Consider the following 15,842-nt stretch of genomic DNA (forward strand, 5'->3'; position numbering starts at 1 on the left):
TTGTGATGGTATTTCCCTACCAGACGTACGAAACGATTTCTGCCTTTCGACCAAACGGAGAATTCCCGTGAACCGTGTGTTGCCAGTTGCCTTTACCGCGCTTCTCTTCAGCGCGCCCGCTTTCGGCCAGACGGTCGACAGCCAGGGCGCGAAGCAATTGTCCGATGACCTGTCCCACTATGTCGGCAAACAGGCGCTCGACACCGGCATTCTGAAGGTTTCGGTCGAAGGGGATGCCTACAAGATCGTGTTTGATTTCAAGGCACTGGCCGGGGTCCTGCCCAAGCAGGAACAGGTGAAATTCGACTTTGCCCCCTACGCCCTTCTGGTCAAGCCGCGCAGCGACGGGACCTGGGACGTCTCGATGGATTTCTCGCAAAGCGCTTCGTTCGAGTTCAAAGGGCCGGAGGGACCGCAGAGCACGCAGTTTTCGATCAAGGACGGCAAGGGTTCCGGCGTCTACGACCCCAATCTGGCGGCCTTCATCAGCGGCACCAGTTCGATCGCGAGCATGACGATGGCATCGAAGGATGCCAAGCAGCAGATCGACGTCAGTGCCGGTGCCGGCACCGCGACCATCGCCGCCACGAAGGCCGCCAATGGCGGCGTCGATTTCACGACGTCGCAGAGAATTTCGAATTTCGTCGAGGCGATAAAATTCAACGATCCCGAGAGCGGGCTGAATTTTCCTGTCACCGTGAAGTCGCCGGAATTGTCGGTCGAGGCCAGCGGCAAGGGTGTGCAGACCAAGCCGCTGCTCGACCTCCTGGCATTTGCCGTGGCCAATGAGGACGAGAAGACGCTGAAGGCGAACCAGACGCAGCTGAAGTCGCTTCTGCTCGCCGCGCTTCCGGTGTGGGAGCGCATCGACGGCACCTATGGTTTCAAGGATTTCGCGGTCGACAGCCCGATCGGCACTTTCGGGGCGACGCAGCTCAGCACCGCCTTCGGTTCCGATGGCGTTGCCCAGAACGGCAAGCTCACCTACGGCATCAAGGTGTCGGGGCTGACCGTCCCGCAGCAGCTTTTGCCGAGCTGGAGCGTGGCGTTGCTGCCCACCGATATCGACCTGAACTTCGGCGGTGCCAATATCGATCTCGACAGCATGGCGAAGAAGGCCATCGAAGCCTTTGATCTCAATCAGGATCCGCCGCTGTCGGCCGAGTTCGGCGACCAGCTCAAAGCGGATTTCCTGGCCAAGGCGCCGAAGGTCGTCATCGGCCACAGCATTGTGAAGAACAAGGACATGGAGATCGCGCTGGAAGGTGAGATGACGAGCTTCGGCCAGAAGCCCGACGCAACTCTCACCGTCGATGTCGCCGGCTTCGACAAGATCATGACCCATCTGCAGGAAGCTGCGAAGGCGGAGCCGGAGGTGGGGCAGTACGTGCCTGTCGCTCTCATGGCCAAGGGGTTTGCCAAGACGCTGCCGGACGGCCGGCTGGAATGGGCCGTCAATACCAAGGCTGACGGCTCGGTCACGGTCAACGGCGTCATGCTGAAGCCCGCTGATCCGGCGGTGGACGACGGCGTCGACAATGGCGACGGCGCGGACGATAGCGGTGGCGACGATAGTGGTGGTAGCGACAATGGCGGGGCGGGGGCGAAACTGAATCCTTGAGGGTTCAGCCCTCAAGCAATTCAGGAAAGGCGCCTGACGCTAGAGCCCCAGCGCGTTCGCGATCTTGGGCGCGGCTTCGTGCCAGTCCTGGACAATGAAGACATCGTCCGGGACCGGCGGCAGGAACGCACGCAGCGAATTGTCGGCCATCAGGTGGAAAAGATTTGCGTCGGCGACCGAGTCCCGCACCGACGCCAGATTGTGCGGCTGATCGTCGACGAAGACCACCGGCCGGCCGTTCTTGCCGCGCAGCCTGGCCACCGCCGGTCCCTTGGCCATCTCGGTGGTCAGCAGCGGATAGTCTAGACCCAGGGCATCGAGATGGATGCGACGCACCGCACGATGCCTGTGCGGCATGGCCGTCAGCAGTATGATTTCCGCGCGCTTGCCAAGCCCTGCCAAGGCTTGCGCCGCACCGTCGGTGATGCTCTGCCAATCGGCTTGCGCGTCGAAGAAATCGCCCAGAAGGGCCGTGACCTCGGGCTGTTCGATCAGCCGGCCGCTCGCCGTTTCGGCTATGTTGCCGGTCAGCCGGAAGGACGCCAGTGTCAGGCCATAGCCGCGCGACTTCAGGAAATGCGGGAAGGGGCGGATGAATTCGAGCACGACGTCGTCGACGTCGAGCACCAGCAGCGGCCGGTCGTCGGCCGCCAGTTCCTCGATCTGGCGGGCGGTCTCCGGATCATCGCTCATATGGAATGCTCATGGTTGTCGTCGCCGAGCGGCAATGCGCGCAATGCCTTGCCGACGGCCGCCGGCGGCGTGCCCGTTTCCTCGGCAAAGCGCATCAGCGTCGGCTCGTGGGCGAGAATGAACTGCAGCACGCCGGCCAGGAAACCCGGCTCGCCGGCGGCCTTGCGGATCGAATGCGCCTCTATTCCGGTGATCGCCAGAAAACGCGGCAACAGCTCCGGATCGGAGGCAACGAAGCCCAGCGCCTTCACGGCGATGGTTTCCGCCTCTTCGCGCATTGACGCCGCGTTTGCCATCACTACCTTCGGCATGTGGAATGAGTCTCTTCCGCAGTAATGGCAAGAGTTGCTTGCGGCAAGCCTTTACAGCGCGGCGCGCCTTTTGGACGCGCCGGGAGGCGATGTGGAATTCGCGCTGCTTTGCAGCCCGAGGGTTTCCGTTTCGTCAATCATATTGCCGTATAGTGAAGCAGGGTTTGGTGCGTTCAACCAGGGGCGCATGACGGCCACCTTCGAGTGGAAGGACGGCCGGGACGGGATGTCGATGCCTAAGAAGGTCATGATCGTCGAGGACAATGAGCTCAACATGAAGCTCTTTCGGGACCTCATCGAAGCAAGTGGTTACGAGACGGTGCGCACCCGCAATGGTCTGGAGGCGCTCGACCTGGCGCGCCAGCACCGGCCCGATCTCATCCTGATGGACATCCAGCTGCCCGAAGTATCGGGACTGGAAGTGACCAAATGGCTGAAGGAAGATGACGATCTGCACGTCATCCCGGTCATCGCGGTGACGGCCTTCGCCATGAAGGGTGATGAGGAACGCATCCGCCAGGGCGGCTGCGAGGCCTATATTTCGAAGCCGATCTCGGTGCCGCGTTTCATCGAGACCATCAAATCCTATCTGGGCGATGCCTGATGTGCCATTCCAGCCGAGCCGGAGCCTTGTGACATGACCGCGCGGATCCTCGTCGTCGACGACATCCCTGCCAATGTGAGGCTGCTGGAGGTCCGGCTGCTGGCCGAATATTTCGAAGTGCTGACCGCCACCAACGGGCCCGACGCGATCGAGACCTGCGAGAACGGCAAGGTCGATGTCGTGCTGCTAGACGTGATGATGCCCGACATGGACGGGTTCGAGGTCTGCCGCAGGCTGAAGAGCGATCCCGCGACGTCGCATATCCCGGTGGTGATGATCACCGCGCTCGACCAGGTGTCCGACCGTGTGCGCGGGCTCGAGGCCGGCGCGGACGATTTCCTGACCAAACCGGTCAACGACCTGCAGCTGATGACACGCGTGAAGAGCCTGGTCCGGTTGAAATCGCTGACCGACGAGCTCAGGCTGCGGGCCTCGACGACGCGCAATATCGGCATCGAAGAGCTGCTCAGCCGCAATTTCGCATCCGAGGACACGACGCCGAAAGTGCTGTTGATCGACGAGCGTAAATCGTCGGTCGAGCGCATCCAGAAGATGCTGCGCGACCGCGCCGATCTCGACGTCACCAACGATCCGCATGCCGGGTTCTTCCAGGCGGCCGAAACCCCCTATGAATGCGTGATGATCTCGACGGCGTTTGCCGATTTCGATCCGCTTCGGCTCTGCTCGCAATTGCGCTCGCTCGATCGCACCCGTTTCGTCCCGATCATCCTTCTGGCGGAGGAGGGCGAGGAGGAGCGCATCATCCGTGGCCTCGAACTCGGCATCAACGACTATCTTATGCGGCCGATCGACCAGCAGGAGCTGACGGCGCGGCTGCGCACCCAGGTGCGCCGCAAGCGCTACAACGACCAATTGCGCGCCAGCGTCACCCAGACCATCGAAATGGCGGTGACGGATGGCCTGACCGGGCTGCACAACCGCCGCTACCTCGACAGTCATCTGCAGACGCTGTTCGACCGCGCCGTGGCGCGGCGCCGGCCGCTGTCGGTGATGATCACCGATCTCGACCGCTTCAAGTCGATCAATGACGCGTACGGCCATGATGGCGGCGACGAGGTGCTGCGGGAATTCGCCCGGCGGCTGCGCAAGAATGTCAGGGGTATCGACCTTGCCTGCCGCTTTGGTGGCGAGGAGTTCGTGGTGGTGATGCCGGACACCGACGGCGCCGTGGCGGAGAAAGTGGCCGAACGCATCCGCGCCGAAATCGCCCAGAAGCCTTTCGCCGTCGGTGCCGACGGCAAGACGATCGAGGTCACCGTCAGCGTCGGCGTGTCGTCGGTTCTTAAGGGGGTGGATACGGTGGCGGCGCTGATGAAGCGCGCCGATCTCGCGCTCTATGAAGCCAAGAGCGGCGGCCGCAACCGCGTCGTTGCCAAGGCGGCGTAAGCGTCCGCGGCCGATTCCCCGGTCAATCCAACAAGGTTAGCTATTTACCTTAATCCAAGCGATTCGCGAGCCTTGGTTAAGAAACTGTTGATTTTCCTAAGCCTGTGCGCAAATGTGCAGGGGAAGACGAAGCCGGCACGAGGGTAGATAGCCGGCTCGATCCTGAAATACCCCATGATGCTCAGGTCCGCCGCATCTCCTGGGTCCGTGGGGTCGGCCGGCCGGCGCTGGCACATAGTGGCCTCCTCGTACCGCTGCCAACCGCCGACCGGCCCCCTTTGTCTCAAAACCTCTGCAGCAGCCCCGAAAGGGGCTTTTTTCTTATGCGGAAAAATCTGAGCAACGCGCCCTGTATCAGGAGCAGTGTCTGCTGCGGCAGCCATGACCGCGAGCTGCCGTTTTGGCTGTCACCCAGGACAAGGGAAACACCTCTCTCCACTTTGCACATATGGCGCACAAGGGGCTTGCGGCAAGACCCGCCTGTTCTCGTAAACCGCTGTCTAAAGCGCGTCGCGTTGAAACGGATTCATGCGACGCGCTTTGGGTCTCTGTCTTCATGCATGCCGTTCTCCCGAAACCGAGGTCACTTTTGGGCGACATGCATTGGCCAGCGGAAAACGGGAGTAACGAGAATGGGGATTGTGTCGCCTATGGACGGATTGCGTCGGGATCATGCGGTGGTGATCGCAGGAGGCGGTCCGACAGGGCTGATGCTGGCCGGCGAACTCGCTTTGGCAGGCATAGACGTCGCCATTGTGGAGCGGCGCCCGACCCAGCAGCTGGCCGGCCTGCGCGCGGGTGGCCTGCACGCACGCACCATCGAGGTTCTCGATCAGCGCGGAATTGCCGACCGGTTTCTCTCACAGGGGCAGCGCTTGCCGACCGTCGGCCTCCACATGATCCGTTTGGACATCAGCGACTTTCCCAGCCGGCACAATTATCTGCTGGCGCTGCGGCAAAGCCATATGGAACGGATACTGGCCGACTGGATCGACGAGTTGGGGGTGCCAATCTATCGCGCGCAGGAAGTCACTGGCTTCGCGCAGGACGACGACGGTGTGGACCTGGATTTGTCCGGTGGCCAACGCTTGAGGGCGCAACACCTCGTTGGCTGCGACGGAGGACGCAGCACGATCCGCAAGGCGGCTGGCATCGAGTTCGCCGGATGGGATCCGACGATGAGCTGGATGATCGCCGAGGTCGAAATGTCTAGGGAACCGGCATTGGGCTTTCGCAACGACGCCTCCGGTATTCATGCGATAGGCAAGATCGAGGACGGCGACAGGGTGGGTGTCGTGCTGACCGAGAGGCAGCTGACCATCGGCGGCGAGCCGACGCTGAATGATCTCAGCGAGGCGCTTGTCGCCGTCTACGGCACCGATTTCGGGGTCCACAGTCCGACCTGGCTCTCTCGCTTCACCGACATGACACGTCAGGCCGCCACCTACCGCGACAGGCGTGTCCTTCTGGCGGGCGACGCCGCGCACATCCATCCTCCGATGGGCGGGCAGGGGCTCAATATCGGCGTGCAGGACGCGGTCAATCTGGGATGGAAGCTGGCCCAGGTGGTCAAGCGGATCTCACCGGAAAGCCTGCTCGACACCTACCACGCCGAGCGCCATCCGGTCGCTGCCCGCGTGTTGCGCAACACGATGGCGCAGGTCGCGCTTCGCCGCACGGATGAGCGCACCAAGGCCTTGGGCGACACGATGACCGAGTTGCTCGGCATGGAAGAGCCGCGCAAACGGATTGCCGCGGAGATGTCCGGCCTGGGTATCCGCTACGATCTCGGCGAGGGTCACCCGTTGCTTGGGCGGCGGATGCCCGACCTCGACCTTGTCACAGCCCGCGGTCCGGCGCGGGTCTTCAGCCTGCTGCACGACGCCCGACCGGTGCTCCTCAACCTTGGTAGACCAGGCTGGCTGGATATCACGCCCTGGGCGGATCGGGTCCGCCAGATCGAGGCTGGATATGACGGCATCTGGAAGCTGCCGGCTCTCGGGACGGTCGCCGCGCCCGACGCCGTCTTGATCCGGCCGGATGGATATGTGGCCTGGGTCGGGGCTGGAACCCAAATGGGGTTGACCGAGGCGCTGACCGCTTGGTTCGGGCCGCCCGCGGCGCGTTAGCGACACGATCAAAGCGGCGACCTCCTGCAGTGCCGCAGGCCTTTGCGTCAGAAGCGTTCGCGATAATCGCGCGGGTTTGTGCCGAGGACACGGAGAAAGCCGCGCCGCATCGTCTCTTCCGATCCGAAGCCGCAGCGGCGGGCCGTCTGGTTGACCGCCTGGCCTCGTTCCAGCATCCGTCGCGCCGCCTCGATCCGAATCTCCTCGATCGCGCGCGCAGGTGTCCGGCCCGTTGCCTCCCGATAGTGCCTGGAGAAGCTGCGCGGGCTCATATTGGCGCGCTCGGCCAGGTTCGGCAGCGAAAGGTCGCCATCCAGATTGTCCTGGATCCAGCCATGCAGCCGGTCGAAGCGTTCGTCGCCCAGTTGCAGCTTGAGCGTCTGGCTGAACTGCGCCTGGCCACCGGGGCGCTTCAGGAAGACCACCAGTTCGCGCGCCACCGCAAGCGCCACGCGCCGGCCAAGGTCGGCCTCGACGAAGGAAAGGGCAAGATCGATGCCCGCCGTCACGCCTGCCGAGGTCCAGACATTGCCGTCACGGATGAAAATCGGATCGGGTTCGAGGCGGACCGCCGGAAAGCGCCGCGCGAACTCGGCGCAGCGTCCCCAGTGGGTAACGGCACGCCGGCCGTCGAGCAGGCCTGCCGTCGCCAGCAGCATGGCGCCACTGCAGACGGACGCCGTTCGCGTGGCGTCGCGCGAGCGGCCGGTCACCCAATCGATCAGCTCGGGGGCCTCGCAGGCCGCGTTGACTCCCCATCCACCAGGCACGATCAGCGTGTCGATCCCTGGCCCGTGCGCCGGCAGCGCCGCTGCCTCCAGCACGAGACCGGCAGATGTCCTGATCCGCGGCGAGGCGGCAACGACCGTGACCTCGTAGGGCGCGGGTTCGCCGGCCTGCGTCCTGAAGTCGTTGGCGCTGGCGAAGACCTGAAGCGGTCCGCTGACATCGAGGAGTTGGACGTCGGGATAGGCAAGGATTTCGATATGGCGCATGGCGATTTGGCTTGAAACGAGGGATGATTGGCGATCGTGCCAAAGCATGGTGCCTTAGATTGGCTGGAGTCAACCTATGGAGAGTTCCATGACCCTTCGTTTCGGCATCCTCGTCTTCCCCAATGTCCAGCAGCTCGACCTCACCGGCCCTTATGAAGTCCTGGCATCGGCAAAGGGCGCCGAGGTGGAATTGATCTGGAAGGATCGCAATCCGGTGATGTCGTCGACGCGACTGTCGCTCAACCCGACGGCGACCTTCGACGATTGCCCGCCTCTCGATGTGCTGTGCATTCCGGGTGGAGGCGGCGTCAACACGCTGCTGGAGGATCAGGCTGTGCTCGATTTCGTGCGGGAGCGCGCGGCTCAGGCGCGCTACGTCACCTCGGTGTGCAGCGGTGCCCTGGTGCTGGGTGCCGCCGACCTGCTCAAAGGCAAGCGGGCGACGACGCATTGGTACGCGCATGATTTCCTTGCCGAGTTCGGCGCCATCCCAGTCGACGAGCGAATTGTCGAGGACGGAAAGCTGATAACCGCCGGCGGCGTCACCTCGGGGATCGATTTCGGCCTCCTCCTGGTTGCCAGGCTTCTCGGTCAGGCCGAGGCCGAAACGGTGCAGCTCTCGCTCGAATATGCCCCGGCGCCCCCGTTCCAATCGGGCACGCCCGCACAGGCTTCGCCTTCCGTGCTGGCGGAAGCAAAGGAGCGGCTCGCGGGTTCGAGGCGGGTTCGTGAGGACATGTTCGCGCGTTGGCGCGCCACGGCCGCCACGCCGGCGCGAAGCCACGCTTGAACTGACGAGCCGAACGGCGCCATGGCTCGCCGTTCGGCCCGTCCTCGTTTCGGCTGTTGACACGTCTCTCCGACTATGCAGAAATTGGTTGGACCATTGGACCACTTGTGCGTCGCTTCGGGGAGGAAGTGTGGACCAGAACAGCCTGCCACCCATTCAGACGACGGCGCGTGATGACGCTGTGCTGAAGGCTTTGGTGGGCTTTGTTCGCGCCGAAGCCTTGCAGCCCGGCGAGCGGCTTCCGACCGAGCGTATCCTGGCCGAGCGGCTGAAGGTCAGCCGCAACACGGTGCGCGAAGCGCTGACGCGGTGGGAAGGGCTTGGTCTCGTCGAGCGGCGGCAAGGCAGCGGCACCTATCTCAAGGCGGCTGTGTCGCCCGACATGCTGCATATGCCGCTGACGCTGGCGGGCGGCAATGATTTCACCAGCCTGATGCACACGCTCGAAATCCGCCGCGCGCTGGAGGCGGAGGCCGCGGCTCTTTGCGCCGAGCGGGCGAGCCCGGCCGACATCGCCGAGATCAAGCGCAAGCTCGACATCATGGAGCAGGCATTCCGTACCCGCGACGGCATGTCGTCGGAAGAGGACTGGGAGTTTCACCAGTCGATCTATCGGGTCTCGGGCAATCCGCTGTTCGAACAGATCATCGCCGCCATGCACGAGCTGTTCCACCGCTTCTGGGAGCATCCGCTGGGCGTGCGCGATTTCGGTCACGCCAGCTTTCCTTACCACCGCACCATCTACGAGTGCATCGCCGCGCGCGACCCGCAGGGTGCCCGCGCCGAGGCACTCAAGCTGATCGCCACCGTCGAGGACGATCTCAAGCGCGGTGCAGCCAAACTCAAACTTCCGAGCCAGACATGAACGAGCATCCGAGCGGTTTCGATCACGATTATCTTGCCGAGGCGGCGACGCTGCTGGCGCATGACGAACCGTTCCCCGGCGGCGCGGTGGTGCCGCCGATCTACCAGACCTCGCTGTTCACCTTCGCCAACTATGCCGAGATGGCCGACACCTTTGCCGGCAAACGAAAGCAGCCGATCTACTCGCGCGGCGACAATCCGACGGTAATGGAATTCGAAGCGCGCGTTGCCGCCCTCGAGGGCGCCGAGGCCGCGCGCGGCTTTTCCAGCGGCATGGCGGCGATCAGCGCCACGGTGCTTGCCTTTGTCGGGGCGGGCGAGCGCATCGTGGCCGTGCGGAACTGCTATGGCGATGCCTATCGCCTGTTCGAGCGGCTTCTGCCTCGGCTCAACATCAAGGTCGATTATGTCGACGGCTCCGATCCGGATGCGGTTGCCGCGGCACTTCCCGGGGCCAAGCTGCTCTATCTGGAAAGCCCGACCTCGATGATGTTCGAGCTGCAGGACATCGCGCATCTGACACGGCTTGCCAGGGAGCAGGGCATCGTCACCACCATCGACAATTCCTGGGCGACGCCGGTTTTCCAGAAGCCGATCGCGCATGGCGTCGACCTGGTGCTGCATTCAGCGTCGAAATATCTCGGCGGCCACAGCGACACCGTCGCGGGCGTGGTGGCCGGCTCCGCGGCGCATATCAAGCACATCAACGAACAGACCTATTCCTATCTCGGCGGCAAGCTGTCGCCGTTCGAAGCATGGCTGCTGCTGCGCGGCCTGCGCACGCTGCCGCTGCGCTTGCCGCACCATATGAAGAGCGGGCTCACCATCGCCGAGCGGCTGAAGGCGCATGCCAATGTCGAGCGAGTCAACCATCCCGTCTATTCGAACCATCCGGGCAAGGCGACGCTGGCGGGCTATGCCGGTCTGTTCTCCTTCGAGGTGACGGACGATATCGACATCCCGGTCTTCGTCGATGCGCTGAAATTTTTCCGCATCGGCGTTAGCTGGGGCGGGCATGAAAGCCTGGTCGTGCCGGCCAAGGCGTCGCTGGAGCAGACGCCGGGACTGAATTCGATGGCGCGCTTCGGCGTCAGCCCCCGAACCATCCGCTTCAATGTCGGATTGGAAAGTGTCGAAGACCTCTGGGCCGACGTCGCCCAGGCCTTCGAAAAAGCCAGAAAATAACAAGCGGGTTCAAAATGGGAGTCTTGAACATGAAAAAACTGACCATCATGCTTGCCACCGTTGCGGGGTTGGCGATTTCCGCCGGGAGCGCGCTGGCCGATTCGACCCTGAAGATGGTCGAAGTCATCACCAGCCCGCCGCGCACCGAATTCCTGAAAAAGCAGATCGCCGAGTTCGAGGCGGCCAATCCCGGCGTCAAGGTCGAGCTGATCTCGCTGCCCTGGGGGCAGGCTTTCGAGAAGTTCCTGACCATGGTGCAGGCCGGCGATACGCCCGACGTGGTCGAGATGCCGGAACGCTGGATGGGTCTCTATGCCAACAATGCCCAGCTCGAGGACCTCGGCCCCTACATGGCCAAGTGGGACGATGCCAAGACGCTTGGCGACCGCGCCAAGCAGTTTGGCTCGACGGTCAACAACACGCAGTTCATGATCCCCTACGGCTACTATGTGAACGCGCTGTTCTGGAACAAGAAGCTGTTCAAGGAAGCCGGCCTTGACGGTCCGCCGGCCACGCTCGACGAGTTCGTCGCCGATTCCAAGAAAATCTCCGCCATCCCGGGCAAGTATGGCTACTGCCTGCGCGGCGGGCCGGGCGCCTTCAACGGCATGCACATGTTCATGAACATCGCCGCCGGCAAGGGCGGCTACTTCAACGAGGACGGGACCTCGACCATCAATGACGAGGGCTCGGTCAAGGGCCTGCAGATGCTGGCCGACATGTACAAGGACGGGCTGGCGCCCAAGGACGCGGTGAGCTGGGGCTTCAACGAAACCGTCACCGGCTTCTATTCCGGCACCTGCGCCATGCTGAACCAGGACCCGGACGCGCTGCTCGGCATCGCCGACAAGATGAGCGCCGATGACTTCGCCGTTGCGCCCCTGCCGACCGGTCCGAGCGGCAAGTCGTATCCGACGCTCGGCTATGCCGGTTGGGCGATGTTCGCCAATTCGCAGCACAAGGACGACGCCTGGAAGCTGATGGCGACGCTGCTTTCGCCCAAGGATAATCTGGCATGGGCCAAGGAAGTCGGCGTCGTCCCGATCCACAACGGCGCCGACCAGGATCCCCATTTCAAGACCGAGCAGTTCAAGGGTTGGTTCACGGAACTGAGCGACAGCTCCAAATATGAAATGGTGACGCCGCCGACGCATTTGGAAAATCTCGGCAACTTCGTTGACCAAGTGGCGATCAAGAATTTTCAGGAAGTGCTGCTCGGCCAGAAGACCGCCAAGGACGTCGCGGACCAATGGGCTGCCTTCCTGACCAAGGAACAGCAGGACTGGCTGGCGAAGAACAAGAAGTAAGCGCAGGTTTTTTCCTTCTCCCCGTTTACGGGAGAAGGTGGCCCGATAGGGCCGGATAAGGGGCGGAGCAGCATTTCCAAGGTTAGCGCTGCCCCTCATCTGCCTGCCGGCATCTTCTCCCCGTAAACGGGAGAAGGGTGCTGTCGCCTTCGCCGGCACCCACTCATCACTGTTGAGCCCCAATGACCTATGCCGTGCCCGAAATACGATCCGCCGGCAAGCCGCGCCGCAAGCGGCTATCGCATGCCGTCATCGAGCCCTGGCTCTATCTCAGCCCGGCGATCATCCTGCTGATCGTGGTGCTGTTGGTGCCGCTGATCATCGGCATCAGCTACTCCTTCCGCAAATTCTCGGCCTTCAAGTCGGTATATGTCGGGCTCGGCCAGTATCGGGCGATGCTGTCGGATCAGGTTCTGGGGCAAGCCCTGGTCAACACGCTGTGGTGGACGGTCGCCAGCCTGTTCTTCCAATTCTTCCTCGGCCTCGGCCTGGCGCTGCTGCTCGACAAGCCGTTCTGGGGCCGCAAGGTGGTGCAGGCTCTGGTGTTCCTGCCCTGGGCGGTGCCGTCCTTCCTGTCCGGGCTGACCTGGGCCTGGCTGTTCAACCCTATCATCGGGCCGCTGCCGCATTGGTTGTACGCGCTGGGGCTCAAGGCAGAGCCGACCAATGTGCTGTCCGATCCCGCCACGGCGATGTGGGGGCCGATCGTCGCCAATGTCTGGTTCGGCATTCCGTTCTTCGCCATCACGCTTCTGGCGGCGCTGAAGTCTATCCCGTCCGAAATGCACGAGGCGGCGGCGATCGACGGCGCTTCGCCCTGGCAGCGCTTTACCAAGGTGACGCTGCCATTCCTCGCGCCGACCATCGCCATCACGGTGATGCTGCGCACCATCTGGATCGCCACCTTCGCCGACCTGATTTTCGTCATGACCGAGGGCGGGCCGGCTGGTTCCACCAATACGGTGCCGGTCTATATCTATGTCAGCGCCTTCAAATCGCTGGACAAGGGCTATGCCTCGGCGGTGGCCGTGCTGCTGCTCGTGCTGTTGATCGCCTATGCGATCGCGCTGATCGCGATCCGCCGCTCCCTGGTGAGGCACGTCTGATGATCGCGGGGCGCTCTGCTTCACAACGGTTCCTTGGCAGTATCGGCCTCTACGCGGCGATCGCCGCCTATGTGATCTTCGCCCTGTTCCCGATCTACTGGACGCTGAAGATCTCGGTGACGCCGGAGCGGCTGCTCTATTCCGAAGGCATCACCTTCTGGCCGTCGCGCACGACGTTGCAGAATTTCGTCACCGTGCTCGAGGCCACCGATTTCCCGCGCTATTTCCTCAACAGCGTCATCGTCTCGGTGTCGACGGCGGCATTGGTTACGGTGATCGCCACGCTCGCCGGCTACGCCATGTCGCGTTTCACCTTTCGCGGCAAGGCGGTGCTGGCGCTGATGCTGCTTTTGACCCAGACTTTTCCGCTGGTGATGGTCATTCCGCCGATCTACCGCGTCATGGGCCAGATCGGCCTGATCAACAGCCTGACCGGGCTGATAATCATCTACACCGCCTTCAACACCGCCTTCGCCACCTTCCTGATGCAATCCTTCTTCGACGGCATCCCGAAGGATCTGGAAGAGGCCGCGATGATCGACGGTTGTACGCGTGCCCAGGCAATGCGCCGGGTGATCGTGCCGTTGACGCTGCCCGGCATGGGCGCCACGCTCGGCTTTGTCTTCACCGCCGCCTGGAGCGAGCTCCTGTTCGCGCTGATGCTGATCTCCAGCGACGACAAGAAGACCTTCGCCGTCGGCCTGCTCACCTTCATCGGCAAATTCGCCGTCGACTGGGGGCAGATGATGGCGGCGTCGATCCTGGCGCTGATCCCGGTCTGCATCTTCTTCGCCTTCCTGCAACGCTATCTCGTCACCGGCCTGACCGCCGGCGCCGTCAAAGGATAGACCGATGGCCTCTGTCACGCTCGAAAAGGTCCGCAAGGATTACGGCGCCGTCCGCGTCCTGCATGCGGTCGACCTTGAAATCGCCGACGGCGAATTCGTCGTCCTGGTCGGTCCGTCCGGCTGCGGGAAATCGACACTGCTGCGCATGATCGCCGGGCTGGAGGAAGCCTCCGGCGGCGAAATCCGTATCGGTGAGCGATTGGTCAACGATGTGGCGCCCAAGGACCGCGACATCGCCATGGTCTTCCAGTCCTATGCGCTTTATCCGCACATGGATGTCTCGAAGAACATGGGCTTCAGCCTGATGCTGCGCAAGGCCGAGAAGCCGGCGATCGATGCCAGGGTGGATGGCGCGGCCAAGCGGCTTGGCCTGGACGCCTACCTTCAGCGCCTGCCGCGGCAGCTGTCCGGCGGCCAGCGCCAGCGCGTCGCGATGGGCCGCGCCATCGTGCGCGATCCCAAGGTTTTCCTGTTCGACGAGCCGCTGTCCAACCTAGATGCCAAGCTGCGCGTCCATATGCGGGCCGAAATCAAGGCGCTGCACCAGCAATTGAAGACCACCTCGGTCTATGTCACGCACGACCAGATCGAGGCCATGACCATGGCCGACCGGATCGTCGTCATGCATGACGGGCTGATCCAGCAGGTTGGCGCGCCGCTCGATCTCTATGACCATCCGGCCAACATGTTCGTTGCCGGTTTCATCGGCTCGCCGGGCATGAATTTCCTGCCGGCGACGGTTCGCAAGGGCAAGGTACTGGAAGTGGTGCTGGCCGATGGCCAGGCGCTGAAACTGCCGGATGGCCTGCCGCTCAGCGACGGCGATGCCATTACCATCGGCCTGCGGCCCGAGCATATCCGGTTGGCCGATGACGGCGCGCTGCAGGGCGAGGTAGGGGTCGTGGAGCCGCTCGGCCTCTCGACACAGTTCTACGTCACGCTGGCCGGCCAGCAGATTTGCGTCTTTGCCATGGGCCGCGCCAGCGTCAAGCCCGGCGACACCGTGCGTTTGGCGGCCGACCCGGCGTCGCTGCATCTGTTCGATCCGAAAAGCGGCGATCGCATCGGCTGAAGGAAATTCAGCCGGGCTGAGGGAGCGAGCCCGCCGCCTCTGCCTTGGCAAACAAAAACGCCGCCCGATGGGCGGCGTTTTTGTTTGCAAGGGGAAACCCAGATTACTTGATCTTGGTTTCCTTGAATTCGACGTGCTTCTTGGCGACCGGGTCGTACTTGCGGAACGACAGCTTGTCGGTCTTGGTACGGCTGTTCTTGCTGGTCACGTAGAAGAAACCGGTGTCGGCGGTCGACAGAAGCTTGATCTTGATGTTTGCGGCTTTGGCCATGGTATCAGTCCGTTTGTTCGTGGAGTTTTGGCCGCTGGAGCACGGGGAAAACACCCGGACGCGGGAAACTTGGCGCGACACATAAAGAACGTGCCTGGAAAGTCAAGCCCGGCGGACCTGATGTGGCCCGTCCGGGTGGCCCATTACGCGTAAATCAGACGTTTTCCGTCTCTGGCACGGCAACCTTCTTCCAGTCTCCGGTCGTGTTCCACCAACGATTCGGATTGGCGCGGTCATCCAGCCCCTTTGATCGGCTGGCGAGGATCGGCTGGAGGCGGATCACCGGTTCCTGATAGGAATGGGCCTGGAAAATCGCCTCGACGACGCGGCTTGCCAGCGCCTGGTCGTCAGGCAGTTCGAATGAAACCTCGACCGTGCCCGGGCGGCGGCGCAATTCGATTTCGGCGCCGGCCGCGGCCCCTTCAAGCGGCCTGTAGCGCTCGATGCCGTGTGCCGACTGATAGGCGTTGCGGTCGTATTTGCCCATGGCCAGCGGGGCGATCGCTACGACCGCGTCCATGATGCGGTCGACATCCGCGGCCGGGGCCTGGAAGGTCACAAGCAGCAGGAGCGTCATTCGCAATGATGTGGTTTCAAAGCCGCTGTCGATCATGGGAGTGTCCTCAACTTCCGTTCTTG

The 15,842-nt window shown here is 63.0% G+C and carries 16 protein-coding genes; 11 read left to right on the forward strand and 5 right to left on the reverse strand.

The annotated features are described in order from the left end of the window. The first annotated feature begins 67 nt into the window (after positions 1-67). Positions 68-1,621 (forward strand): hypothetical protein, encoded by a 1,554-nt coding sequence (locus AC07UC_RS20600; protein WP_494907246.1) that lies wholly within the window; start codon positions 68-70, stop codon positions 1,619-1,621. A 39-nt stretch (positions 1,622-1,660) separates the two neighbouring features. Here the strand turns inward: AC07UC_RS20600 and AC07UC_RS20605 are convergent, their stop codons facing one another. Together AC07UC_RS20605 and AC07UC_RS20610 are read right to left on the reverse strand one after the other, a co-directional pair. Then, complete coding sequence (locus AC07UC_RS20605; protein ID WP_494907247.1) at positions 1,661-2,314, reverse strand: hypothetical protein; 654 nt, start codon at positions 2,312-2,314, stop codon at positions 1,661-1,663. Next, entirely contained in the window at positions 2,311-2,610 is a 300-nt protein-coding gene (locus AC07UC_RS20610; RefSeq protein ID WP_027052046.1) for a DUF3572 domain-containing protein, read from the reverse strand. Before AC07UC_RS20610 ends, AC07UC_RS20605 begins: the two co-directional genes overlap by 4 nt. A 202-nt stretch (positions 2,611-2,812) precedes the next feature. Between AC07UC_RS20610 and AC07UC_RS20615 the strand changes: the two genes are divergently transcribed. The 3 genes from AC07UC_RS20615 (at position 2,813) to AC07UC_RS20625 (ending at position 6,765) form a co-directional block, all read left to right on the forward strand. Then, positions 2,813-3,229 carry a response regulator gene (locus AC07UC_RS20615; protein ID WP_494907248.1) on the forward strand — a complete coding sequence of 139 codons (417 nt, stop codon included), beginning with the start codon at positions 2,813-2,815 and terminating at the stop codon, positions 3,227-3,229. Between the two features lie 33 nt (positions 3,230-3,262). Continuing rightward, positions 3,263-4,636: a PleD family two-component system response regulator gene (locus AC07UC_RS20620; RefSeq protein ID WP_202322135.1), complete on the forward strand. Its 1,374-nt coding sequence runs from the start codon at positions 3,263-3,265 to the stop codon at positions 4,634-4,636. Positions 4,637-5,286: 650 nt separating this feature from the next. Next, positions 5,287-6,765 (forward strand): FAD-dependent monooxygenase, encoded by a 1,479-nt coding sequence (locus tag AC07UC_RS20625; RefSeq protein WP_494907249.1) that lies wholly within the window; start codon positions 5,287-5,289, stop codon positions 6,763-6,765. A gap of 47 nt (positions 6,766-6,812) precedes the next feature. Here the strand turns inward: AC07UC_RS20625 and AC07UC_RS20630 are convergent, their stop codons facing one another. Beyond that, positions 6,813-7,760 carry a GlxA family transcriptional regulator gene (locus tag AC07UC_RS20630; protein WP_140773286.1) on the reverse strand — a complete coding sequence of 316 codons (948 nt, stop codon included), beginning with the start codon at positions 7,758-7,760 and terminating at the stop codon, positions 6,813-6,815. 88 nt (positions 7,761-7,848) lie between these two features. Between AC07UC_RS20630 and AC07UC_RS20635 the strand changes: the two genes are divergently transcribed. The 7 genes from AC07UC_RS20635 to AC07UC_RS20665 all read left to right on the forward strand — a co-directional run bounded on the left by AC07UC_RS20635 (position 7,849) and on the right by AC07UC_RS20665 (position 14,932). Continuing rightward, positions 7,849-8,550, forward strand: a complete 702-nt coding sequence (locus AC07UC_RS20635) for a DJ-1/PfpI family protein (protein WP_494907250.1) — start codon at positions 7,849-7,851, stop codon at positions 8,548-8,550. Positions 8,551-8,680: 130 nt separating this feature from the next. Further along, the gene (locus AC07UC_RS20640) at positions 8,681-9,415 is read left to right on the forward strand and encodes a FadR/GntR family transcriptional regulator (RefSeq protein WP_494907251.1); all 735 of its coding nucleotides are present in this window, start codon (positions 8,681-8,683) and stop codon (positions 9,413-9,415) included. Continuing rightward, positions 9,412-10,599, forward strand: a complete 1,188-nt coding sequence (locus tag AC07UC_RS20645) for a PLP-dependent transferase (protein ID WP_140773292.1) — start codon at positions 9,412-9,414, stop codon at positions 10,597-10,599. Before AC07UC_RS20640 ends, AC07UC_RS20645 begins: the two co-directional genes overlap by 4 nt. Positions 10,600-10,628: 29 nt before the next feature. Further along, complete coding sequence (locus AC07UC_RS20650) at positions 10,629-11,906, forward strand: ABC transporter substrate-binding protein (protein WP_494907252.1); 1,278 nt, start codon at positions 10,629-10,631, stop codon at positions 11,904-11,906. Positions 11,907-12,088: 182 nt separating this feature from the next. Then, positions 12,089-13,012, forward strand: coding sequence for a carbohydrate ABC transporter permease (locus AC07UC_RS20655; protein ID WP_494907253.1), 924 nt, complete (start codon positions 12,089-12,091; stop codon positions 13,010-13,012). Continuing rightward, positions 13,012-13,860 carry a carbohydrate ABC transporter permease gene (locus tag AC07UC_RS20660; protein WP_202322145.1) on the forward strand — a complete coding sequence of 283 codons (849 nt, stop codon included), beginning with the start codon at positions 13,012-13,014 and terminating at the stop codon, positions 13,858-13,860. The genes AC07UC_RS20655 and AC07UC_RS20660 overlap by 1 nt, the downstream gene beginning before the upstream one ends. A 4-nt stretch (positions 13,861-13,864) precedes the next feature. Further along, positions 13,865-14,932, forward strand: a complete 1,068-nt coding sequence (locus AC07UC_RS20665) for an ABC transporter ATP-binding protein (RefSeq protein WP_494907254.1) — start codon at positions 13,865-13,867, stop codon at positions 14,930-14,932. A gap of 103 nt (positions 14,933-15,035) precedes the next feature. Here AC07UC_RS20665 and rpmG read toward each other — a convergent pair whose 3' ends face one another. Both rpmG and AC07UC_RS20675 read right to left on the reverse strand, forming a co-directional pair. Further along, positions 15,036-15,203 (reverse strand): 50S ribosomal protein L33, encoded by a 168-nt coding sequence (rpmG, locus tag AC07UC_RS20670; protein ID WP_006201775.1) that lies wholly within the window; start codon positions 15,201-15,203, stop codon positions 15,036-15,038. Positions 15,204-15,357: 154 nt separating this feature from the next. Next, positions 15,358-15,816: a YqfO family protein gene (locus tag AC07UC_RS20675; RefSeq protein WP_494907255.1), complete on the reverse strand. Its 459-nt coding sequence runs from the start codon at positions 15,814-15,816 to the stop codon at positions 15,358-15,360. Positions 15,817-15,842: the final 26 nt, after the last annotated feature.

The organism is Mesorhizobium sp. GW821-FHT04C10 (genome assembly GCF_059420305.1).